The organism is Aestuariibacter sp. GS-14, from assembly GCF_006494365.1.
Taxonomy (GTDB): domain Bacteria; phylum Pseudomonadota; class Gammaproteobacteria; order Enterobacterales; family Alteromonadaceae; genus Alteromonas; species Alteromonas mangrovi.
This window is the reverse complement of sequence record NZ_VHIP01000003.1, coordinates 414,220-435,104: the sequence shown is the minus strand read 5'-3', so window position 1 is coordinate 435,104 and position 20,885 is coordinate 414,220. Positions and strand designations below refer to the sequence as shown.

The window sequence follows — 20,885 nt, the reverse complement described above, 5'->3', positions numbered from 1 at the left end:
TTTCTCCCTCGGTTTGGTCGCCTATTAGGATAAACTCTGTTTATGCTGATAGGGAGGAGGCTCAATGAGTATCAAACAAATCATGTCGTGTGCGCCGCGCGCACTCTGGGACGCAAACGCGCAGGGCGCTTCGCTATTATGCCCTGCGCATTCGCGCCCCATATTTGGAAGTTAGGCGTCAAGTTGCACCGCGTTGCGCAATACGCTACACTCCTTCCATGATTAAGTCATTTAAACATATGGGCCTGAAGCTGTTTTTCGAAAAAGGGAAAACTTCAGGCATACAGACTAAGCACGCGAAAAAACTTCGCATGCAGTTAGCTGCTATCCATACTGCACAAGATATCGATGACATTAATTTGCCTGGTTTCTCTCTTCACCAACTCAAAGGAGAAAGATCTAATATTTGGTCGATATCAGTCAACGGCAATTGGAGAGTAACTTTCGAGTTCACGGATGGTAATGCTTACATCTTAAATTACGAGGATTATCACTAATGAATATGCATAACCCACCACATCCTGGTGAATTTATTGAATCCATTTACATGGAGCCTCACGGAATCAGTTGCAGGACACTGGCTACCCATCTTGGTGTTGCCGCTTCAACACTAAATCGTGTCGTTAAGGGAAAAAGTGCGGTATCACCAGAAATGGCATTAAGGCTATCAAAGGTATTAGGCCGCAGCCCTGAAAGTTGGCTTAGCATGCAGGACAATTACGAGCTTTGGCAGGCAAAGCAGAACATCAACTTGGATAACGTGCAGCCAATAGATCTGCATGCCGCCTAACAAACAAATGTTGGGGACACAAACACGCGGGCTCTGCTGCGCATTATAGCCTACATGTTTTTGCCCCTTAAACGGGGTGTTATATTCCAGTAATAGCGAAGTCTATTGCATCTATCAGCAGTTCTCTGGAGTGCTCCAATGAACCAATGCGATCATTGAGTACGTATTCGGGTATAGAACTAAGTTGTTGGGTTAGAAATAAATATGTTACGCCTTCGAATTCTATCTCCGGCTTCAATTTTTTCATGTAAAGACTGTTTCTAGTATTGCTATCTGTTAACGGTACAACCAGCCTAGTTGCCAACTGGTCAATTACAGAGTTTTGAACATCAACAAGAAAGGGGTAAGCTTTATTCGTTTTCTTGCTCGGGTTTCTGTAAACATCAAACTGCGCCCTTAGAAGTTCCGGTACTCATCACCGATACAACCGTTTTCAGCAACAAATCGCTGTTTATGCTTAAATTTGTCGCTTTCTTGGGGGCATGGATGTCATATAAATCTTGCATTTTTATAACTCCAACTAATCTCACTACCAAGCATACGCATGCAAATGCGCATTGCAAAGCATGGTTAGAATATAACCAACGCATTAACACTCGCTGCGCTCGCGGGGCGACAAATATACGTAGGCTCCTCTCGCTTTGCCGGTATTTTAGCCCACGTATTACTGCCCCCTGAGTGGGAGTTATTAGCCATATGATAATGGAGACAGTAGTGGAAATAGATGAAGATAAAATCGATGAAGCGGCACTTGCTCTGTTTTACCTTACTCTACATGACAAGTTTGGTAGGGCTTGGAAGCAAATAGATTGGAGTATCACCGACCGGCTTTATGAAAAAGGTTATATTCACGACCCTTTTGGCAAATCAAAGTCTGTTGTTTTAAATGAAGAAGGTCTCGCCAAATCAGAAGAGCTCTTCAAAAAGTTATTCGTCAAAAGTAATTGAGTATTGTGCGCAAAGCTCAGCTGTTGCTCCAGGATGTATCAGCGTGGCAACTTACAAGCCAATCGACGCAATCACTGCGCTCGCTGTTACGCATACACGTTTGGCGACTTCGCCATTGTGCAACTTGTGACGACACCCATTATTGAAATGTAAGCTATACAGTTGAAAGCCAGGCTGCGAGTGATACTATAGTGGCACTGATCCCAGTTTAGAGTTCGAATATGAAAGTTGAATTAGTTACTACCTTAAAGAGGCAGGCTACTAAAATATTGGCAGATCTCCATTCCTCTAAAGAACCGGTTTTAATTACTGAGCATGGCCAGCCATCCGCATATTTGGTAGATGTTGATGATTTTGAAATGATGCAAAAGCGCATGTCTATTTTAGAAGGGATAGCTCGGGGAGAACAGGCTTTAAGAAATGAGCAAGTTATTTCAAATTCGCAGGCCAAAGAGCAAATGAATAAGTGGCTGAAGTAATTTGGACACAGCCCGCTCTTAATGAGCTTAATGACATTGCTGAATACATAGCAGTGACTAATTTGGTTGCTGCGAAAAAGCTTGTTCAAACTGTATTTAGCAAAATTGAAAGACTAGAACAACACCCCGAATCGGGAAAAATTCCTGTGGAAATACCCACGCTTAATTACAGGGAGCTGGTAGTAAAGCCATGTCGGGTATTTTATAAAATTGATGAGAACAAGATTTATATATTGCATGTTATGCGTCAAGAACAAGAACTGAGGCGATTCTTACTATTTTAATAATAGCTAACAAGTTACTCAAAAGGACACAAGAGGCTACATCCTGCACAATCAAACAAAGGATCTTTTATGAAAACAAAAACGAAAACACTCATTTACGGCTACGCCGATATTTAGCGGTGATCATTGGCTGTCAAAAGTTGTTAAATAGCTGAAATGGTGTGATCTTAACCTGTAACATCAAGGAGCTCTGATATGCGGTTTGCGTCACATGAAGATTACTTTTTAACCGTGTTGCCAGCTGTAAGGCCACTACTGGAATCTATTCAACAACGTGTTGAGTTGTTGTTGCCGGAGGCCACCCGTTGTATTAGTTACAACATGCCTGCATTTAGAAATAAAAAGCGGGCGTTCTTTTATTTTGCCGCATTCAAGCACCACATTGGAGTATATCCGCCTGTTTCAGGCAACGCCGAGTTTATATATAAACTCACTCCTTATATGGGTCCAAAGGGCAATTTATCATTTTCTTTAAACGTGCCGCTCCCGATTGATCTCATCTGCCAGGTATCTATTGCCCTGTATCAACAATACGATATTTAAATGCCTTGCCTTTCCATACCAAGCCTGCGTTAAAAAACAGCGTATACCCTGGCGAATCTTTCACGCTTCCTCTCTTCTATAAAGTACCCGTCGGCTTGATTAATTGGTAATGCCACTTTTGTTGGTTGTGTATATGGTCTGGTGATGAAAAATACTTTGCTGGTTAGTTTAAAATCCCATAAATACAAAAAAATCAGCTTAATATCTGTTAATTATCGATATTTGCTTGCCTGTTCAAAAATGGTGATATGACATTCTCGTGTTTTAAAATAATTAATGATTTGTTAAATAATGTCGTGATAGTATCTGGTGGTCAAGCCAATTTGGTGACGTTGTAGACTGGCAAACAGGCTGGCTAACAATGTTTAGTAGCAAAGCAATTATGCGAAGCAAGGTAGATAGGAACAACATGACATGAAATGTGTAATAGTGGGATGTCTGGCATTTTTTTGTTTAATAGCCAATGCAATAAGTGCCGAAACAGCGGAAATTACTCAGAGCGATAGCGTTACGCCTTTGCTGCAAAATGCGTCAGGCCGCAACGCTACCAGCTTAAACGGTCAATGGACCTATATTATTGATCCTTATGAAAATGGTTATTACAACCATCGTTACGAACCACATGCCAACGGCTATTTTAAAAACGCTAAAATGTCGTCGCCTTCGGAATTACTTGAGTATAACTTCGAAACAGCAGATAAAATTTCTGTGCCCGGCGATTGGAATACCCAAAAAGACCATTTGTATCTCTATGAAGGCACCGTGTGGTACAACAAGGATTTCACGTTCAGTAAACGCAGTGATCAGCGTTATTTCTTGTATTTCGGTGCGGTAAATTACAAGGCCATTGTGTACGTTAATGGCGAAAAGGTGGGGGAGCACGAAGGTGGCTTTACCAGCTTTAATTTTGATGTTACTGCTTTTCTGAAAAGTGGTGACAACTTTGTTACGGTAAAAGTGGATAACCGCCGCGAGCGAGATCAGGTTCCCACCGTGAATACTGACTGGTGGAATTATGGCGGGATCACCCGTTCAGTGAGCATTGTGTCTGTGCCCCAGGCTTATCTGGCCGATTATCAAATTCAGTTATCGCCCAACAATAATCAAACCATCGAAGGCAAGGTTGTTGTGGCTGGCGCGCTCACGCAATCCAGCGAAGTAACGGTAACTATTGCTGAGTTAGGTGTAAAAGAAACCATTAAGCTTAACAACCAGGGCAATGCAACATTTGCGATTAACGCCAGGCCCAGGCTATGGTCGCCCGAATCACCTGTACTTTACGATGTCGAATTTAGCTATAACGGCGAAATTATTCGTGATCGCATTGGATTTCGCAGTATAAAAACGAATGGTGAGAACATTGAGCTAAATGGAAAGTCAATTTTCTTAAAGGGCATTAGTATTCACGAAGAATCACCCCTTACCTCGGGTCGGGCCTGGAGTGAAGAGGATGCGCGTACGCTGTTGCAATGGGCCAAAGAACTGGGCTGTAATTTTGTGCGTCTGGCGCATTATCCGCACAACGAGCACATGTTAAGAATGGCTGATGAAATGGGGCTTTTAGTGTGGTCTGAGATCCCGGTTTACTGGACCGTGTTATTTAACAACAATGCGGTATACAAAAAAGCTGAACAGCAATTAGCTGAAATGATTCATCGCGACATAAACCGCGCATCCATAGTGATGTGGTCGATGGCAAATGAAACCCCGTCATCAGATGCCCGCCTAACTTTTATTACCAATCTAATCAACCACGCGCGCGAACTCGACAATACCCGTCTGATCACGGCGGCTATGGACACGCATAGTACTACTAAAAATGGCATATTGATTGACGATCCATTGGCAAATGCGGTGGATGTCATTGGTATTAACAGCTACTGCGGCTGGTATGTGTCTGAAGCATCTAAGTGTTCAGATTTACGCTGGGAGTCCAAATACCAAAAGCCCATTATTATGAGTGAATTGGGTGCCGGCGCATTACAAGGCCTGCATGGCGACAGTAATGAACGCTGGACCGAAGAATTCCAGGAGTCCGTTTACATACACAATTTGGCAATGGTAGATAACATTTCGGCGTTAAGAGGCTTAAGCCCGTGGATCCTGAAAGATTTCCGTTCACCACGCAGACCGTTAAACAATATTCAGGATTTTTGGAACAGAAAAGGTCTGGTATCTGAGAAAGGTATCAAAAAGAAAGCCTGGTATGTGCTAAGGGATTATTACAAAACGAAGTAGGGAGTAGGGAGTAGGAAGACGGAAGTAGAAAGTAGGGGGTACACACGAATTCCCGTTATACATGCCTGTACATGCACATGTGGCCCTGGTCGGGAGAGCAGGGCTTTATTGTTTTAGCGATTCAACTAAATCATCAGAATAGTATGGAAAAGCATTGATCAATCGACCAATGTATCGCAGGATATTTTGGCAATGCCACGTGCAAACTGAATTAGGAGAAATGAATGAGCTTGCTTGAAGACGCTTGGGAAGAGCGGGAAGAAAAGGTATATCCACATGTATTTGGCGATACCGGGCCTGGAATTTATGCGCTAAGCAACGCCATTTTTGAACAGTTGGACGCGCAATCAGTTGATCCGCGTTGGCTTACCCACGGTGTTTTTCAGTCACCGCCTAACGATGCGCGAAATACCTGGGTGTATGTGACGTCTGGGATGTCTAATCCTTGGGAAGCTGAGGAGCCTCAGGAATATTCAGGCTTTGGTGTAGAGTTTGTGCTGGAAACTGAACATGAGTCGACGTGGGCAATACATGTTCTGCAAACTCTCATGGCCTACAATTTGTTGTTGGCGAATGGCCAAATGGGCGAACCAGCGTTGTTAGATTATGGCGATCGCATACCGTTTGCGTTGTCGGATACCATTACCGCAATGCTTATTACGCCCCCGTTTCAACTACCTGAGAATATTGAAATTCAGTCTGGTCGTGTCGATTTGCTACAAATTGTAGGGATTACCGACGCCGAACTGAGTTTTGCCCAGGAGTACTCCTCTGAAATGCTAACCGATAGGTTAATTGAAGAAACGGGCGGGCTGATTACTGTAAAACAACGAAGCAGTGTTGTTTAATCCCCATCTGCGCATAAAACGTAATCCAGAGTGACAGGGCGCTTAACTTAACGGAAGGTTTACCCCATGGCTACAATCAGTGTTCAGGACTACATAGCAAGTAAGCCTCTTGATGCCCAAACAAGGCTTAATGAACTCCGAAGCTATTTATTGGAAGCTGCTCCCGCTGCAGACGATGAATTAAAATGGGGTAAACCCGCGCTGGTACACGATGGCATTTTGTTTGTGTATGCAGCGGCTAAAAATCACATTAGTTTACATCCCACGCCATCGGTTGTGTCACATTTCCAGCAAGAACTGGGGGCTAGTGTAGCATCGCCGAACACTATTCACTTTGCTATGCATGAGCCAATTCCGAAAGCGCTGGTAGTAAAATTGGCCGCCCACAGAGTGTATGAAAAAGACACGCTAGGGGTGAAATGGAAATAGAAATTGCGCACGTTAATTACCAATGTCAGCGTTAGCATTGAATTAGTCACCATTGCCCTCACCTTAGCTATATCAAAAGCGAGAAAATCAGCAAGGATGCAATATGATCAAGTGGGAAGATTTGAACGTTTATCAAAAGGCGGCTTTTTGGTTGGCCGTTGGCGTGGTGGGGTGGTTTTCACCTGAAATTGCACTGCTGTTCCATTTCGGTGGTATCGAGGTAGTTTTTGCGTTTATTGCTATTTACAGTATTCCCATCCTAAAGCAAATACAGTGTTATCTTCAAAAAGTGAAAGACGGTGTTAACCTAGCGTATTGCACCTATCAGGCAAGTGCGTCGGCAAAACCTAAGGTGTTTTTTGTTCAGGCACTTTTCTGCACAGCCGCATTTGTGCTTACCGGTTCAGTAGCGCTTTCGGCCCTTTATTTTATGCCCGGGCTGGTTTTGAATGGTGTATTAACTTAATTGCCCGGTAACACTCCGTAAATGATTATTGGGTAAAGTATTGCTTTCCAAATAAAGCGTTACATTTTATGAATTTGCATTACAAGTAGATGGCGGTAAGCTAGCCAACTATCGCAAATAACGGAATTGTGCTGATGAAAAGCAAACAATTTAAAAACCTGCTCAGGGTTATTTTGTTCGCGGGAACGGTAATTTCGTTATTTTATGTGCCTTGGATTTTGGTGAAAGCCTGGATCCTGCCATTACCCAATTCCATTCAAGCGCAAGCTGACGAAGCCATTTCCCACGGTTTTGATGGCATTGTGGTGTATGTGGATCAAGCTGGAAAACCGCCAGCATTCTATAGCAGTGGCTGGAAAGACAGAATAAACCGCATTCCCGCCGATCCCCATGCACTGTTTAAAATTGCCAGTATCAGCAAGTTATACGTGGCCGTTGCGATTGCCAAGCTCGCGCATGCAGAACGCTTATCACTCAACGATTCAGTTGCTCACTATTTTCCTGAATTGACAGGTAAGCTTCCTTTTGCCGAACAAATTACGGTGCGCATGTTGGTGCAACATCGCAGTGGCATTCCTAATTACACCAACAACCCGGAATTTTGGCAAAACGAACAGGAAAACGCTGCGCATGCACTGGATTTTGCCCTGGCGTTACCCACCAGCTTTGAACCCGACACCGGCTATGAATATTCCAATACCAATTATTTACTGCTGCGGCAGATTATCGAAAAAGTAGTGGGTTATGGTCACTTTCAATTTATTAAAGAGGCCATCCTCGAGCCACTTAATCTAAATAACACCTTTTCGTCTATTACAGAGGTGAACCCAAATGACGTAATGAGTGGATATTATGTTGGCGTTGACGAAGACTTTAAAATGAACGAAAACGGCATGCTTGCAACAGCCGAAGATGTGGGCCGGTTTATTCGTGCGCTAAACAACGGCACCGTGTTTCAAGACGGCGAGCAGGCGATTTACTCATCTATTTACGTATACGAGCACGGCGGTTTGGTGCCCGGTTACCAGAGTTTGGCTGAGTATCACAACGATATTGATACTGTAGTGGTGCAGTTCATTAATACCACGGATTTTGAAGGTTATGAGTGGAATTTGTCAGAAATCAATATCAATCGTATTGTGGATATTCTTAGGAAAACACACGCCAACCAAGCAACGCTAACCAATGCGGTTAACGGCGACTAAATACAAGGACACTATCGCAATGCCTCATTTATTTATAGAGTCGGGTGAAGGTTTACCCAAATGGTCTAATCCGATCAGCCATGCTGTTGTAGCTGGTAACCTATGCTTTGTTAGCGGTCAATTGTCGGTTAACGAAGCAGGTAACTATGTTGAAGGCAGCGTTACCGAAGAGGCCGAGCGTGCATTTAACAATGTGTTTGCTGCTTTAAAAGCGGCGGGGTTTGATAAAAGCCACATAGCCTATATTGATATAGCTTTTGCAAACTTAAACGATCTCAATGAGGTTAATGCGTTATACATGGCGTTATTTCCAGAAGGTCAGCGCCCGGCAAGAACCGTATACGAGGCCGCAAGGTTGCCCTTTAATGGAAAAATTAAAATTGTTGCGACGGCAGCGAAATAAAGCGTTGAACACCTTTGGCTGTTGAATTCGCGGGCGGTTTTAATTATTGATTCTTTTTGGAAAATATAAATGTGGCGTAGTGCTTTGTTAGTGTATGCAATAACCTTGTGTGCCTGTAGTTCACTTAATGGTAACGTAAAATACCCCATGCCCAGTGAGCGCTATATCGATGTACACGGTAGCATCGATGACAGTTTAACTTACAAGCTTCAAGTGCAGTATGTCACCACGAATAGATCCGATGCTTGTACAAACTACAACATACTGGCCGGGCTCCGGGTTTCACAAACCATGGCGTTTGACTACTACCCACAAATCAACGATGGCAAACATAACCTGCATGTGCCGTTGAAGGAGCTGGATCCCGCCACAGAGTGTCGCTGGGAGCCAACTGTTATCATGTTGTGTGTCGGCGACACGGGTACCGAGCCATCTACTTGTAGCAGTGTATTTTCTTTGCGAGGTGCGCATGCAAATCAATCGCCGGTGAACATGGTATGTGCAGCATCCAACTTTTGCTTCAGAACACCGCGAACACTCTATACCGAAGCAATCGATGTTTTTAACACGCAATACGCGGTGAATATCACCAGAGAACCTCAGTAACAGTCATTCACGATAACAGGATGGATCATGACAATCATTGTGGCCGGTAGTTTATATATTCAGCCCGGGAAACGAGATGAATTTATGGCATGTTCAAACGCAGCCATTTTACTGGCTCGAGCCAATCCCGAATGCGAAGACTTTGCTGTGTCGGTTGATCCGGTTAACGAATTCCGCGTGAATGTGTTTGAGAAATGGCAGACCCGCAGTGCGCTCGAAGCGTTCAGAAACAGTGGGCCTGAAAACGATTCGTTTGCCTGGATCACCCAATTTGATATTAATGAGTATGAGATTGAGTCGTAACGGTGAAAGGGAATTCAGTTTTGATTAACAATAAAATCCCAGGCACAGCGGCAATGTTTATGGCCTTCATTTACGCCGGCGCGTTTGTATACTTTGGCGCCTTCCTCTCTTTTCCTGCCAGCAAAGCGCCTGAGGTAGTGATGACGTTTCTGGCGCAGCATCAACAGGCACTCGGGTTAGCTTATTTTCTGATTTATGTTGTGTTTGGTGTGTTGCTGGCGACGCTGGTGACTGCGCTTAATGAAAAGCTTAAACGCGAACACAATTATGTGAATACGCTGGCAACCTTGTTTGGTAAGGTGTGGGTGGGGCTGGTGATTGCCAGTGGTATGATTGCAACCATAGGGCTGTCGCGCGTGGTTGAGCTGGCTAAGATAAGTAATGAAGATGCCTACCAATTGTGGACAGTAGTATCCATGTTGGTAGAAAGTTTGGGAGGCGGCAATGAGTTGTTGGGAGGAATGTGGGTATTACTCACGAGCATTGTTGCTCTGCAGCTGAATGAATTTGGCAAGTGGTTAAATTACCTGGGCGCGGTGGTTGGTATTACAGGCATAGCCACCGTTTTTCCGGTTGACATCTTCACTGAACTATTTGGAATTACCCAACTCGTCTGGTTTTTCTGGCTAGGCGTTGTGTTGTTCAATAGCCGCATAAAAAAAGCGGCTAAACACACCATTAAAACATAAGTGCCATTGTGATGAGTATGCTGAGCAAGCTGTTTCGCTGGCAACGAGGCAGGCAACAAACCGGTTACGACAAAATGTTGTTGGCCGGAATGTACTGGCCCGTTACATTCGACGTGTATTTATTGAAGTTTCCTCAAGGCAGTGAAATACCGCCACATACTGATAACGTGCAAAGCGGAAAACATTACCGGCTGAATATAGTGTTAAAACAGGCCAGGTCCGGTGGGGAGTTTGTTTGCGCTACGCCCATCAATACCAATTCGCATGGAAGTTTGCCCACTCAGAGTGATCCCTGAGGGCAAGTCGAAAACGACTTAGATCACGACGCGCACTCTGAGGCATAGTCATTCTATGTCCAGAGGGCGCAACACAGATGTAAGTCGTTTTGGACACTCCCTTCGGGCAACACCCTAAGGGCGAACTGGCAGACTTTTTAGCGTTGTTACGCTTGCTTGATTTGGAACCACCAAACCGCTGCAAGCAAGCCTAGCTAAAAAGCCTGCCAGTGCTGCTGAGAGGGCAAACTTCCATGCGAATTGGTATCATTGTTCTGCACGCATTAAACTGTTCCGGCCGGATATTTGTGAACATGCTGTTACCAAAGTGCTGGAAGGGAATCGCTATTTGTTGAGTATCGGTTGGGTGCGAAAGGATTAATCGCTTTTGGTTAGGTATTAACACGTAAGAAGGCACCCTGTGGTGCCTTTTTATCATTAGCTAAATATTTTGAGAGGGTTTAAATTACGACAACGTCGCCAGTGCTTTACCTGAGTACTGCTGTAGATCATCCAGGCGATTTTCTTTAATTTTGATGGCCCAGTTGGGGTCTTGTAGTAACGCTCTGCCTACCGCCACCAAATCAAACTCGCCAGCGTCTAATCGCTCAAGCAAATCATCAACTGCGCGGGTACCTGAATCCTGGCCCTTGAATGCGCCAAAAAAGTCATCGTTTAACCCCACAGAGCCAACGGTAATGGTGGGTTTGCCAGTGAGCTTTTTCGTCCATCCAGCCAGATTTAATGCACTGCCTTCGAATTCTGATTCCCAATAACGGCGCTGTGAACAATGAAAAATATCGACGCCCGCATTACTCAAAGGCAATAAGAAAGCTTCAAGCTCCGCTGGTGTGTGTGCCAGGCGAGCAGTGTAGTCCTGCTGCTTCCACTGAGAATAACGCAGCACAATAGGGAAATCTGGTGCAGTGGCTGCACGAATCGCTTTAATGATTTCTACCGCAAAACGACCGCGATTTTCCATGCTACCACCCCAGCCATCGGTACGCTGGTTTGTGCCTTCCCAAAAGAATTGATCGATAAGGTAGCCATGTGCGCCGTGGATCTCAATACCGTCCATACCAATGGCCTTAGCATCGGCAGCAGCTTGGGCAAACGCTTCAATAACAGCTTCGATGTGCGCTACTGTCATGGGTTCTGCGCCTTGTTTTCCTGGCTTGAAGAGCCCAGAAGGTCCTGCACTTGGCAGTTCAGGGAAGGGAGCTTTTTCTGCTACACGCGCCATGCCTACATGCCACAGTTGGGGCATGATTTTCCCTCCCGCAGCATGTACCTCGTCCACTACCTTTTTCCAGCCTGCCAGCGCGGCCTCACCATGAAATTGCGGGATATTAGCATCCATGGTTGCCACTTTATCGTTTACCGTAGTTCCCTCGGTAATGATGAGGCCCGTTCCGCCTTCGGCTCGACGTTTGTAGTAACCTGCCACATCCGCAGTGGGAATGCCATTGGGCGAAAACTGGCGTGTCATGGGCGCCATCACTATGCGGTTACTCAGTGACAGATTGGTGCTCTGAAAAGGCGAAAATAAGGTGGTTGAAGACATGAATATCCTAACTAGCAATAATTGTATCAGTTGATGTTAAACGCGATGAAAGTGTTGTCAATTTGCTATTATTTATAGTGAGTTATAAGTAAACCCATAGCAAGGAGCCAGATTGCTTTTGCCGAGCATCGGCGGTAGTGTTATTTAACATCTGTTGAAAGGACGCGATATGATTATGTTAGTGGGCTTTGGCCCCAAGTTTGGCCTGGCCGATGCCAGTCCTTTCGTATTAAAAGTGAATGTGTACATGAACATGTCAGGCATTGCGTTTACCACTGTGACTGACTTTGCGGCGTTTAAAAAGGCCCCCAAAGGCAAGTTGCCTTACATTGTGGATGAGGGGAAATGTATAGCAGATTCATTTTTCATTCTAAAGCATTTGCAAGCGAAGTACGGAAACGCCCTCGATGACCACCTGACTATAGAGCAAAAGGCAGGTTCGCATGTAATCATTAAAGCCCTTGAAGAGCATCTGTACTGGTGTGTACTTCATTCACGGTGGGTAAAAGACGACACCTGGCCCACGGTAAAACAGGCATTCTTTGGCAACATGCCGTTTCCGTTAAAGTATGTGGTACCTTGGGTAACCAGAAACAACATGCGAACAGCCTGTTTAAAACAAGGGATCGGCAAACACAGCGATGAAGAAATTCTGGCGATAACCAAAGAAATGCTCGCCAGCTTATCGGTTTTATTAGGCGATAAACGCTATTTTTATGGAGAAAAGCCCAGCACATTGGACGCGGTTGCCTTTGCATTTCTGGCTCAGATAACCATTTCTAAGCTAAATAATCCGCTTAACGACATGGCCCGAACGTTTCACAATTTGGTTACTTACTGCGAGAGGATTGATCGGACCTATTATGCAGATGCAAATAGCTAGTCTCTTGAACAAAACGGTAATAGCACTGTGAAGCATAGAATAACAATAATCATCATGAGCATACTCTCACTGTTTGGCTTTAGCGCAAATGCCTCACCTGAAGCAACCTTTTGGGTATGGTTTCAAAAGCACAGTAACGATATCTATCACTTCGAAAAAGACAGAGAAAAGGAAGGACTTAAACGTTGAAATCATTGCGATTGATAATTCTGCTGCTGTCTCACGTGTTAATTGGCATTATGGGTTTTGCCATTGGCATTTATAGCTTACCTATTCTCACTGCGCCGGCATCACCCGCACTCACTCAGCTGGAAAAAGCGTCAGCTAACCAAAGGTATCAGGCGGAATTTACCAACAACCTGGCTGGCAGTGATGTTCTGCATTGGGGAAACGGGCAGGTAACAGTAGGTCCTGATTTCATTACGCTTACCGGCGAATTGTCGCCCGGACCGGATTTTAAGCTGTATTTATCGCCAGAATTTGTTGAAACAGAAGCCCAGTTTAAAGCGCTAAAATCCACCATGGTTAGGGTAGGTGATGTACACACGTTTACGCATTTTATTGTTCCGGTAGACTCAAAAATCAATATTGATGAATACACTACGGTAGTAGTGTGGTGTGAATCGTTTGAACAATTTATTACCGCTGCAAAATACCAATAATTTGATTTGCCAGAGAGTGTATTTTTGGGTTGATGTGTATATGAGCTGGTGTGCTGGTTCACTGACGAGTTGTTTAAGGATAAACCGCAATGCTATCGCTATTTTTACCGATGTTTGCACATGTTCTGTTGTGTGCGTTTTTATATGTTTTGCTCACACTGGCTCGCGCACCGGCAGTGTGGAATGCCGGGGGTAACGTGCCCGCTTTAGCTGCCTTGGCTGCGCGTAAAGATCGCATTAGCGCTAATCTGAGCAATCAGTTTGAATGGCCGGTTTTTTTCCACGTAATATGCCTGTTCAACCTGTTTCAGGCAGAAATTATCAGCGCAGCCATGGTGTTGTTAGCGTGGCTATTTATTGCCGGACGGATAATTCACAGTGCAGTTCACATTGCATTGGATAACGTGAGATTACGCGGGCTGGTATTCACCATTAACTTTGTTGCAGTATTTTCTATGTGGGTGCTACAAGTTATTTATCTGTATTGGTAATGGTTTAACCGTGTTCGCAAAAGCAAACATAAAACGTTACGAATGGCTGTATTTTGCGTTACTGCTTTGTGTGGCTTTTACTCAACTCGTAAATAAGGCGCTGACAGAATCCGGGGGTGTTACCAGTCGCTTTGGCGCATTTGTGATTGTACTTTTGCTATTTGTGGCATTTCTTGGAAATCGACTAAGTAAACCATTTTTGTTCCGATGGCTTTGGCTCGTTTGTTTTTGGCTTTTTGTCTGTATCTCTGTTACTGCGTTTTTATTTTCTATTTATATGCTCTCAAAGAGCAATTCGAATTCTGTCTTTATGTCGGTTTTATTGCTTGTTACACCCTTGTTAATTGCACCCGGTGTATGGCATTTGTATCTCTATGTGTGGGTTAATAAGACGGTGTGGAATCGAGCGGAAGCCAAAGAACCGGTATCTTAAATTTGTTTTAGCAGGGGAGCGTTGCAGCGTAGCGTATACTGCACATTGGCTTTGCTTTTGTTTGGTTGCGCCCTATGATGGCAGGCACGCATTGTTCGTACCTGCAAGGTGTTGAATCAACGCGCTTTTATCTTACGATAATTCTCGCATTTAGCGGTTGAACCGGGCGATTATTGCTGTGGTGCATAGTATGCAAAAATGCATTTAATTGTTCGGCCGATGCATCATCAGTATGGTCCATAACCAACCAGGTAACGCCTTCCGAACATGGCGGAGTTGTCAACGAACCATTAAAACGGAAGTAAGTTTTTTCGGCTGGAATCAATTCACCCGCGGAAGTAAGATGCGCCAGGGATTGCTTTTCACCAACTACGTGCGGCATTTTGTTCCAAACATCAGAAAGCGTTTTGTTTTCCGCTCCTGATTCGAACATTACCGCGACCACCGCCAGATTGCCGTCTTTATCAGCGTGTACGAAGTGTACTTCCATCGGATATTGTCTGCTTTCGATCAGGTTTTCACTCGGTGAATGAAAATGAAATTGTTTCAGTTCATATTCATGCCCATCAAGAGCAATGTGGCTTCCTGGCTGATAGTTAACCTGAATAGTATGTCCATTATTAATGACTTCGTAGCCACCCGGTTTATAGTCCAGTTTAATTTCTGTCAGGTCGCTGTCTATTGCACCACTTATGTTTACAGGTGATTGGTTTTTTCCAGCTGCACAGGTAGCAAATTCAGGCGCTAATTCCCCCCAGTGTGTTGGGCCATCCTGACCATCGTAGCTCCAGTGTGCAAGTTCACCCGCACTTGCCATAAAAACTGTACCCGCTAGGGCTGCAGTCATCATACTTTTATAGATCATAGTTCACCTCAATTCTTATATTGATCAATGCTGTCAGGCAAAGCACTGTCCGGTCAGGTTAGGCTGACTGTTAGCTATTAGAGATGGGAATTGAAGTTAGAGCGCCGCGTAATGGCTCATCTATGGGGTATTGGGCGAAAATGGTCAGGTGCAATTTATTACTACCTGACCATCGGCGTACTTAACACTCAATAATATTCACGGCCAAACCGCCGCGTGCGGTTTCTTTGTATTTGGTTTTCATATCTGAACCGGTGTCGCGCATGGTTTTAATGACTTTATCCAACGACACTTTGTGTTCTCCGCTGCCTCGCAGGGCAAGTCGTGATGCGTTAATGGCTTTAATTGCGCCCATGGCATTGCGTTCAATGCAGGGTACCTGAACCAGCCCACCTACCGGATCGCAGGTTAATCCTAAGTTGTGCTCCATACCTATTTCAGCGGCATTTTCCACAGCCTGAATACTGCCGCCCAACACTTCAGTGAGTGCACCTGCGGCCATAGAACAGGCCACGCCAACTTCGCCCTGACAACCTACTTCAGCGCCAGAAATTGATGCGTTTTCTTTGTACAGGATCCCAATAGCACCAGCAGTTAACAGAAAGCGACTGGCAATTTCTTTGTCAACCGGACGAATAAATTTATCAACATATTTTAATACCGCAGGAATAATCCCCGCAGCGCCGTTGGTTGGTGCCGTTACTACACGTCCACCGGCAGCGTTCTCTTCGTTTACGGCAAGCGCAAACATGTTTACCCAATCCAAAGTTTGCATTGGATCACTGGAAAATTCAGTGGTTAAGCGACGATGCAATGAAGGCGCCCGGCGCACGACTTTTAATCCGCCCGGCAGAATGCCTTCAGCATCAATGCCCCGGCTGATGCAGGCATCCATGGTCATCCATATTTGTTGTAAACGGGTTTTAATGTCGCTATGGGGGTGCAGCGCTTTTTCGTTTTTTAGCATCAGCGCACTAATGCTCAGACCATGTTCTTTGCATAATGCCAGTAATTGATGAGCGGTTCTGAATGGGTAGGGCACCTGTGCAACCAGTTCGTGTGCTTCCTGTTTGGCTTGTTCCCATTGATCGTCGCGTACGATAAAGCCGCCACCAATAGAATAAAAGGTTTGTTCCAGTAACAGAGCGTCGTTTTCGTACGCCCGGAAAGTCATGGCGTTCGCATGGCGTGGCAGGCTCTTTCTGCGGTGAAACACAATCGCATTCGCGCGTGGAAACTCAATAAGCTGCTGACCATTCAGATTTAGCTGTTCTTTTGCATCAATCTCGGCAAGTAGTGCGTCAACCGTATCAATGTTGACTGTATCCGGCCGTTCACCCAATAACCCTAAAATGACCGCTTTGCCGCTACCATGGCCTTTACCGGTTTGACCCAACGAACCAAACAGTTCCGTTTTTATGTCGGTTACGCGGTGAATCAGCTGACTACTGGCCAACTGGGCAGCAAAGTCGGCCGCCGCATTCATGGGGCCAACCGTATGTGAACTGGAGGGGCCAATGCCCACCTTGAACATATCAAATACACTAATCATTAGGGGTACGCTTTGTTATTGTTAATATAGAGTTAGTTTGCCGTGAGCACGCAATATCAGCAACTCAGATATGCTAATGGTAGCATGAGAAAAATTAATCGAAGGGTTTTGTAATGCGGGCAGTGAATTACGCGTTGTCAGTAAAAATTGACGCCAGGCTGTTCATCAGTGCCGCCGTGGCTCCCCAAATCATTTTGTCTTGCCAGGGAATGAAATATACCGGGTAGGTATGGCCAGCGCGGGTGATATATTCGGTTTGATAGTGCTCTGGCTTGATCAGATAGGAAAGCGGCACTTCAAATGTATTACTTACTTCGTTGCCATCCGGGATAAGCGTAAACCCCGGCTCAACGGTTGCCACAAACGCCGTCATCGCAAACCCGGAGATAGTGCGGTAAGGCGGCAACTGACCAATAATAGAAATATGTGAATCTGGCAGGGCAATTTCTTCCCAGGCTTCGCGCTTTGCTGTATGCGCCAGACTGGGATCGTCTGGTTCGTGTTTGCCCCCCGGAAAACTCACTTGCCCGGGATGGTGTTTGAGGTGTTTGGCCCGTTCGGTAAACAGCACTGAAATGGCGTTACTGTGAGTCACAACCGGTATTAATACCGCAGCAGAGCGTCCGGATTTTCGCAAGGGATGATCCGGCACCGGTTGCAGCGGAGGGGCGCTGTGAAATCGGGCTAAGAACTCAGCTTTTTGCAAATGTTTGCTCCAAAACAGGCAGAATTTTCGCTACTTTCGCCAGGGTTTCCTCAAATTCTTCTTCTGCCACTGAATCAAGCACTATACCGCCACCAGCCCAACAGTAAAGCGTGTTGTTCTCGGCCAGTACTGTGCGAATACAAATGCTGGAATCTAAATCCTGACGAATACCAAAATAAAAAAAGCTGCCGCAATAAATTGCTCTGCGGCTCGGTTCGAGTTCTTCAATGATTTCCATGGCCCGGATTTTCGGCGCACCCGTAATGGAGCCACCTGGGAAGCAAGCGGCCAGTAATTGCAGCGGATGACTGCCCGGCGCCAGTTGACTCTGTATCTTGCTTACCATGTGGTGAACAGCTGGGTAGCTTTCAAGGCTGAACAGTTCAGGCACTTTTACTGAGCCTGGTACACTGTGTTTACTGATATCGTTACGCAGTAAATCTACAATCATCAGGTTTTCAGCGCGGTCTTTTTCGGCACTAAGCAGTGCCTGTGCACTGGCTGCGTCTTCAACCGGATCAGCAAACCGGGGGCGGGTACCTTTGATGGGTTTGGTTTCGATGTGCCCATTTCTGCACTGAATAAAACGCTCTGGTGAGACACTGATAATGCTGCATTCAGGCAAGTTCATAAACGCTGAAAAAGGCGCTTTGTTGGCGTTAGTCAGGCGCTTGTATGCTTCCCAGCTACTGCCGGTAAATCCGGCACTAAAGCGCTGCGCGTAATTCACCTGATAGCAGTCGCCGGCAACCAAATAATCGTGTACCGCGTTTAACGCGTTAAGGTATTGCTGCTTGGTTAAATTGCTTTGCCAATGACTTGTCAGTGCAAATTCGGATGCAGGTGCTGTGTTGCTTTTATCGTTCACTAACGTGGCGATATCTGGCTCAGGCACGTAATCCAGGCGGCAGAAGAAGAATTGCTCAAGTGCATTGTCGTAGATAATTGCCCTGTCGTATAACCCGGCGGCAAAGTCCGGGCACGCATATTCATTAGCATTGATGGAAGGCATGGTTTCCAGATAACGCCCGTAGTCGTAACTGATAAAACCTGCCAGTCCTAACACAAAGGGTAAATCGTTAGCATACTTAAGTTCGGTTTGATCAATTGACGCTTCAAAATCGGCAGTTAACGCCATTGCTACATCAATGGGAGACGTGTTTGTTGTTATCAACTCGACGTCTGTGCCTCGACGATCTTCCAGCGTGGTTTGGTAGTCTTTGCAGGTAAGCACAATCGCGGGTGCCCACAGCAGAATATCAAAACGGCTTTTACTGGCTTTACTACCGCCTGAGTCCAACAGTTGCGCCCAGGGCTGCGACGCCATACCACTGAACACATCCTGTACTGTTACACCGTTGGGTACGGTAAGAGGCGAAATATGTAAACTGCTGGCCGAAAACTGAATTGGGTTTGTCATAGTTTTGCTTTGGGGATTACCGTTACTACTTCATTAGAACCGGCGACAGAACGCGCCATAGGCTTGCGAATACACACCAAAGTCGGACATGGTTTTATTGGTGCAGTCTGTCGACATGCGGTAGTATACGGATTCTTCGTCTAGATGACTATGTGAGCCCACAAAATAAGAGGACGCCATGACCGTAATCCGTCAACAAGACTTTATTGACAGCATCGAAGATGCATTGCAATTCATATCCTACTACCACCCATTAGATTACGTAAAAGCCGTAGAAAAAGCGTATTTGAAAGAAGAGAGTCAGGCAGCCAAAGATGCCATGGCACAAATTCTGATCAATTCGCGCATGTCAGCAGAAGGCAAACGCCCTTTGTGTCAGGACACCGGTATTGTTACCTGTTTTGTAAAAATAGGGATGGCGGTTAGCTGGGACAAAACCGATATGACCGTTCAGGAAATGGTAGACGAGGGTACTCGCCGCGCCTATTTAAATCCGAATAACCCACTACGTGCGTCTATTGTGGCTGACCCTGCCGGTGCGCGTAAGAATACCAAAGATAATACGCCAGCCGTTGTGCACATCGACATGGTAGCAGGCGATAAAATTGAAGTGATGATCGCTGCAAAAGGCGGCGGCTCTGAAAACAAATCCAAAATGGTTATGCTTAACCCCAGTGATGATATTGTTGAATGGGTAGTAAAAACCCTGCCTACCATGGGGGCGGGCTGGTGTCCGCCAGGCATGCTGGGCCTCGGAATTGGCGGTACAGCAGAAAAAGCCGCGGTGCTTGCAAAAGAAAGTCTGATGGATCCTGTTGATATTCAGGAGCTCATGGAGCGCGGTCCGCAAACTACCGATGAGAAACTCCGTTTAGAAATATTTAAACGTGTAAACGATTTAGGTATTGGTGCTCAGGGCCTGGGTGGTTTAACTACCGTGGTAGATGTAAAAATTAAATCAGTACCTACCCACGCAGCGTCTAAACCTGTGGCGATGATCCCTAACTGCGCAGCTACCCGTCACGCGCACTTCTATTTAGACGGTAGCGGCCCGGCAGATCTTAAGGCACCTAAGCTGGAAGAGTGGCCAGAAGTAACCTGGGAAGTGGGCGCTAATACCCGCCGGGTGAACATGGATGAAGTAACTAAAGACGATATCAAAGAATGGAAAGTGGGCGAAACCGTATTGTTGTCAGGCAAAATGCTGACTGGCCGCGATGCCGCACATAAACGCATTCAAACCATGCTGGACAATGGTGAAGGCCTTCCGGAAGGCGTCGATTTTAACGGTAAATTTATTTACTACGTTGGTCCGGTGGACGCCGTGGGTAATGAAGTGGTTGGTCCGGCAGGCCCAACAACGGCAACCCGCATGGATAAGTTCACCGATATGATGCTGGAGAAAACCGGTATTGCTGGCATGATTGGTAAGGCCGAACGTGGACCCGCCACGGTAGATTCTATCGCCAAACACCAATCGGTTTACTTAATGGCCGTAGGTGGTGCAGCTTACCTGGTGTCGAAAGCCATCAAGAAAGCGCGTGTAGTCGCGTTTGAAGATCTGGGTATGGAAGCCATTTACGAATTTGAAGTAGAAGACATGCCGGTAACGGTTGCGGTAGACAGCACTGGCGCGAATGCGCACCAAACCGGCCCAGCCATTTGGAAAGCGAAAATCGCGGATCTGGATAAGGCGCTTTCGGGTAAATAAATCGGGCAAAACGCCTGATTAAACAGTGCTGATTTCAGTAAATCAGTATGAATACGGACCAATAACGGGTACCTGGTGCAATTGAGCAGCAG

The 20,885-nt window shown here is 45.6% G+C and carries 26 protein-coding genes and 2 pseudogenes; 21 read left to right on the top strand and 7 right to left on the bottom strand.

Annotation, left to right across the window (positions count from 1 at the left end; genetic code table 11):
* Positions 1-218 precede the first annotated feature (218 nt).
* Positions 219-497 (top strand): type II toxin-antitoxin system RelE/ParE family toxin, encoded by a 279-nt coding sequence (locus FJ444_RS07855; RefSeq protein ID WP_140957552.1) that lies wholly within the window; start codon positions 219-221, stop codon positions 495-497.
* Positions 497-790 carry a HigA family addiction module antitoxin gene (locus FJ444_RS07850; RefSeq protein ID WP_140957550.1) on the top strand — a complete coding sequence of 98 codons (294 nt, stop codon included), beginning with the start codon at positions 497-499 and terminating at the stop codon, positions 788-790. Before FJ444_RS07855 ends, FJ444_RS07850 begins: the two co-directional genes overlap by 1 nt.
* Before the next feature lie 79 nt (positions 791-869).
* On the opposite strand, the pseudogene FJ444_RS07845 reads toward FJ444_RS07850, so the two are convergent.
* Positions 870-1,169: pseudogene (locus FJ444_RS07845) on the bottom strand (CcdB family protein); the annotation flags it as partial.
* Positions 1,170-1,504: 335 nt separating this feature from the next.
* Here FJ444_RS07845 and FJ444_RS07840 point away from each other — a divergent pair.
* The 14 genes and pseudogenes from FJ444_RS07840 to FJ444_RS07775 form a co-directional block, all read left to right on the top strand.
* Positions 1,505-1,738, top strand: a complete 234-nt coding sequence (locus FJ444_RS07840) for a DUF6429 family protein (protein WP_140957548.1) — start codon at positions 1,505-1,507, stop codon at positions 1,736-1,738.
* Positions 1,739-1,959: 221 nt separating this feature from the next.
* A complete protein-coding gene (locus FJ444_RS07835) occupies positions 1,960-2,217 on the top strand; it encodes a type II toxin-antitoxin system Phd/YefM family antitoxin (RefSeq protein ID WP_140957546.1) in 258 nt (85 codons plus the stop codon).
* Positions 2,205-2,501 carry a type II toxin-antitoxin system RelE/ParE family toxin gene (locus FJ444_RS07830; RefSeq protein WP_140957545.1) on the top strand — a complete coding sequence of 99 codons (297 nt, stop codon included), beginning with the start codon at positions 2,205-2,207 and terminating at the stop codon, positions 2,499-2,501. Before FJ444_RS07835 ends, FJ444_RS07830 begins: the two co-directional genes overlap by 13 nt.
* Before the next feature lie 195 nt (positions 2,502-2,696).
* Positions 2,697-3,044 (top strand): iron chaperone, encoded by a 348-nt coding sequence (locus FJ444_RS07825; RefSeq protein ID WP_140957543.1) that lies wholly within the window; start codon positions 2,697-2,699, stop codon positions 3,042-3,044.
* A gap of 414 nt (positions 3,045-3,458) precedes the next feature.
* A complete protein-coding gene (locus FJ444_RS07820) occupies positions 3,459-5,282 on the top strand; it encodes a glycoside hydrolase family 2 protein (protein ID WP_140957541.1) in 1,824 nt (607 codons plus the stop codon).
* A gap of 224 nt (positions 5,283-5,506) precedes the next feature.
* On the top strand, positions 5,507-6,130 hold the full coding sequence (locus FJ444_RS07815) for a suppressor of fused domain protein (protein ID WP_140957539.1): 624 nt from the start codon (positions 5,507-5,509) through the stop codon (positions 6,128-6,130).
* Between the two features lie 66 nt (positions 6,131-6,196).
* Positions 6,197-6,559, top strand: coding sequence for an iron chaperone (locus FJ444_RS07810; protein ID WP_140957537.1), 363 nt, complete (start codon positions 6,197-6,199; stop codon positions 6,557-6,559).
* 103 nt (positions 6,560-6,662) lie between these two features.
* The gene (locus FJ444_RS07805; RefSeq protein WP_140957535.1) at positions 6,663-7,025 is read left to right on the top strand and encodes a hypothetical protein; all 363 of its coding nucleotides are present in this window, start codon (positions 6,663-6,665) and stop codon (positions 7,023-7,025) included.
* A 134-nt stretch (positions 7,026-7,159) separates the two neighbouring features.
* Positions 7,160-8,230 (top strand): serine hydrolase, encoded by a 1,071-nt coding sequence (locus FJ444_RS07800; protein ID WP_140957533.1) that lies wholly within the window; start codon positions 7,160-7,162, stop codon positions 8,228-8,230.
* Positions 8,231-8,249: 19 nt separating this feature from the next.
* Positions 8,250-8,633, top strand: coding sequence for a RidA family protein (locus FJ444_RS07795; protein WP_140957531.1), 384 nt, complete (start codon positions 8,250-8,252; stop codon positions 8,631-8,633).
* Between the two features lie 69 nt (positions 8,634-8,702).
* The gene (locus FJ444_RS07790) at positions 8,703-9,239 is read left to right on the top strand and encodes a hypothetical protein (protein WP_140957529.1); all 537 of its coding nucleotides are present in this window, start codon (positions 8,703-8,705) and stop codon (positions 9,237-9,239) included.
* A gap of 27 nt (positions 9,240-9,266) precedes the next feature.
* Positions 9,267-9,542 carry a putative quinol monooxygenase gene (locus FJ444_RS07785; protein WP_140957527.1) on the top strand — a complete coding sequence of 92 codons (276 nt, stop codon included), beginning with the start codon at positions 9,267-9,269 and terminating at the stop codon, positions 9,540-9,542.
* A gap of 20 nt (positions 9,543-9,562) precedes the next feature.
* Positions 9,563-10,231 (top strand): hypothetical protein, encoded by a 669-nt coding sequence (locus FJ444_RS07780; protein WP_370298019.1) that lies wholly within the window; start codon positions 9,563-9,565, stop codon positions 10,229-10,231.
* An 11-nt stretch (positions 10,232-10,242) separates the two neighbouring features.
* Positions 10,243-10,482, top strand: a pseudogene (locus FJ444_RS07775) (2OG-Fe(II) oxygenase); the annotation flags it as partial.
* 490 nt (positions 10,483-10,972) lie between these two features.
* On the opposite strand, the gene FJ444_RS07765 reads toward FJ444_RS07775, so the two are convergent.
* Positions 10,973-12,070 carry an NADH:flavin oxidoreductase gene (locus FJ444_RS07765; RefSeq protein WP_140957525.1) on the bottom strand — a complete coding sequence of 366 codons (1,098 nt, stop codon included), beginning with the start codon at positions 12,068-12,070 and terminating at the stop codon, positions 10,973-10,975.
* A gap of 169 nt (positions 12,071-12,239) precedes the next feature.
* On the opposite strand from FJ444_RS07765, the gene FJ444_RS07760 reads away from it, so the two are divergent.
* The 4 genes from FJ444_RS07760 to FJ444_RS07750 all read left to right on the top strand — a co-directional run bounded on the left by FJ444_RS07760 (position 12,240) and on the right by FJ444_RS07750 (position 14,106).
* Positions 12,240-12,953, top strand: coding sequence for a glutathione S-transferase family protein (locus FJ444_RS07760; protein ID WP_140957523.1), 714 nt, complete (start codon positions 12,240-12,242; stop codon positions 12,951-12,953).
* 54 nt (positions 12,954-13,007) lie between these two features.
* Positions 13,008-13,142, top strand: a complete 135-nt coding sequence (locus tag FJ444_RS21620; protein ID WP_255439073.1) for a hypothetical protein — start codon at positions 13,008-13,010, stop codon at positions 13,140-13,142.
* A 5-nt stretch (positions 13,143-13,147) separates the two neighbouring features.
* On the top strand, positions 13,148-13,615 hold the full coding sequence (locus FJ444_RS07755; RefSeq protein WP_255439072.1) for a DM13 domain-containing protein: 468 nt from the start codon (positions 13,148-13,150) through the stop codon (positions 13,613-13,615).
* An 89-nt stretch (positions 13,616-13,704) separates the two neighbouring features.
* Entirely contained in the window at positions 13,705-14,106 is a 402-nt protein-coding gene (locus FJ444_RS07750; protein ID WP_140957520.1) for an MAPEG family protein, read from the top strand.
* A 560-nt stretch (positions 14,107-14,666) separates the two neighbouring features.
* Here the strand turns inward: FJ444_RS07750 and FJ444_RS07745 are convergent.
* The 5 genes from FJ444_RS07745 to FJ444_RS21355 form a co-directional block, all read right to left on the bottom strand.
* Positions 14,667-15,404, bottom strand: coding sequence for a carbonic anhydrase (locus tag FJ444_RS07745; RefSeq protein ID WP_255439070.1), 738 nt, complete (start codon positions 15,402-15,404; stop codon positions 14,667-14,669).
* 181 nt (positions 15,405-15,585) lie between these two features.
* Positions 15,586-16,956 (bottom strand): L-serine ammonia-lyase, encoded by a 1,371-nt coding sequence (locus tag FJ444_RS07740; protein WP_140957518.1) that lies wholly within the window; start codon positions 16,954-16,956, stop codon positions 15,586-15,588.
* Positions 16,957-17,083: 127 nt separating this feature from the next.
* Entirely contained in the window at positions 17,084-17,608 is a 525-nt protein-coding gene (locus tag FJ444_RS07735) for a CoA pyrophosphatase (protein ID WP_255439076.1), read from the bottom strand.
* Positions 17,609-17,648: 40 nt separating this feature from the next.
* On the bottom strand, positions 17,649-19,082 hold the full coding sequence (gene pabB / locus FJ444_RS07730) for an aminodeoxychorismate synthase component I (protein ID WP_140957514.1): 1,434 nt from the start codon (positions 19,080-19,082) through the stop codon (positions 17,649-17,651).
* Positions 19,083-19,115: 33 nt separating this feature from the next.
* Complete coding sequence (locus FJ444_RS21355; protein WP_181405096.1) at positions 19,116-19,262, bottom strand: hypothetical protein; 147 nt, start codon at positions 19,260-19,262, stop codon at positions 19,116-19,118.
* Between FJ444_RS21355 and FJ444_RS07725 the strand changes: the two genes are divergently transcribed.
* Positions 19,261-20,793: a fumarate hydratase gene (locus FJ444_RS07725; protein WP_140957512.1), complete on the top strand. Its 1,533-nt coding sequence runs from the start codon at positions 19,261-19,263 to the stop codon at positions 20,791-20,793. The two genes, FJ444_RS21355 and FJ444_RS07725, sit on opposite strands and share 2 nt — an antisense overlap.
* Positions 20,794-20,885: the final 92 nt, after the last annotated feature.

Excerpts from the sequence above, each read along its gene's own strand:
- FJ444_RS07855 (WP_140957552.1), top strand. The coding sequence starts at position 219 with ATGATTAAGTCATTTAAACATATGGGCCTGAAGCTGTTTTTCGAAAAA.
- FJ444_RS07850 (WP_140957550.1), top strand. The coding sequence starts at position 497 with ATGAATATGCATAACCCACCACATCCTGGTGAATTTATTGAATCCATT.
- FJ444_RS07835 (WP_140957546.1), top strand. The coding sequence starts at position 1,960 with ATGAAAGTTGAATTAGTTACTACCTTAAAGAGGCAGGCTACTAAAATA.
- FJ444_RS07825 (WP_140957543.1), top strand. The coding sequence starts at position 2,697 with ATGCGGTTTGCGTCACATGAAGATTACTTTTTAACCGTGTTGCCAGCT.
- FJ444_RS07820 (WP_140957541.1), top strand. The coding sequence starts at position 3,459 with ATGAAATGTGTAATAGTGGGATGTCTGGCATTTTTTTGTTTAATAGCC.
- FJ444_RS07815 (WP_140957539.1), top strand. The coding sequence starts at position 5,507 with ATGAGCTTGCTTGAAGACGCTTGGGAAGAGCGGGAAGAAAAGGTATAT.
- FJ444_RS07810 (WP_140957537.1), top strand. The coding sequence starts at position 6,197 with ATGGCTACAATCAGTGTTCAGGACTACATAGCAAGTAAGCCTCTTGAT.
- FJ444_RS07805 (WP_140957535.1), top strand. The coding sequence starts at position 6,663 with ATGATCAAGTGGGAAGATTTGAACGTTTATCAAAAGGCGGCTTTTTGG.
- FJ444_RS07800 (WP_140957533.1), top strand. The coding sequence starts at position 7,160 with ATGAAAAGCAAACAATTTAAAAACCTGCTCAGGGTTATTTTGTTCGCG.
- FJ444_RS07795 (WP_140957531.1), top strand. The coding sequence starts at position 8,250 with ATGCCTCATTTATTTATAGAGTCGGGTGAAGGTTTACCCAAATGGTCT.
- FJ444_RS07790 (WP_140957529.1), top strand. The coding sequence starts at position 8,703 with ATGTGGCGTAGTGCTTTGTTAGTGTATGCAATAACCTTGTGTGCCTGT.
- FJ444_RS07785 (WP_140957527.1), top strand. The coding sequence starts at position 9,267 with ATGACAATCATTGTGGCCGGTAGTTTATATATTCAGCCCGGGAAACGA.
- FJ444_RS07765 (WP_140957525.1), bottom strand. The coding sequence starts at position 12,070 with ATGTCTTCAACCACCTTATTTTCGCCTTTTCAGAGCACCAATCTGTCA.
- FJ444_RS07760 (WP_140957523.1), top strand. The coding sequence starts at position 12,240 with ATGATTATGTTAGTGGGCTTTGGCCCCAAGTTTGGCCTGGCCGATGCC.
- FJ444_RS21620 (WP_255439073.1), top strand. The coding sequence starts at position 13,008 with ATGAGCATACTCTCACTGTTTGGCTTTAGCGCAAATGCCTCACCTGAA.
- FJ444_RS07750 (WP_140957520.1), top strand. The coding sequence starts at position 13,705 with ATGCTATCGCTATTTTTACCGATGTTTGCACATGTTCTGTTGTGTGCG.
- FJ444_RS07745 (WP_255439070.1), bottom strand. The coding sequence starts at position 15,404 with ATGATCTATAAAAGTATGATGACTGCAGCCCTAGCGGGTACAGTTTTT.
- FJ444_RS07740 (WP_140957518.1), bottom strand. The coding sequence starts at position 16,956 with ATGATTAGTGTATTTGATATGTTCAAGGTGGGCATTGGCCCCTCCAGT.
- pabB (WP_140957514.1), bottom strand. The coding sequence starts at position 19,082 with ATGACAAACCCAATTCAGTTTTCGGCCAGCAGTTTACATATTTCGCCT.
- FJ444_RS07725 (WP_140957512.1), top strand. The coding sequence starts at position 19,261 with ATGACCGTAATCCGTCAACAAGACTTTATTGACAGCATCGAAGATGCA.
- FJ444_RS21355 (WP_181405096.1), bottom strand. The coding sequence starts at position 19,262 with ATGGCGTCCTCTTATTTTGTGGGCTCACATAGTCATCTAGACGAAGAA.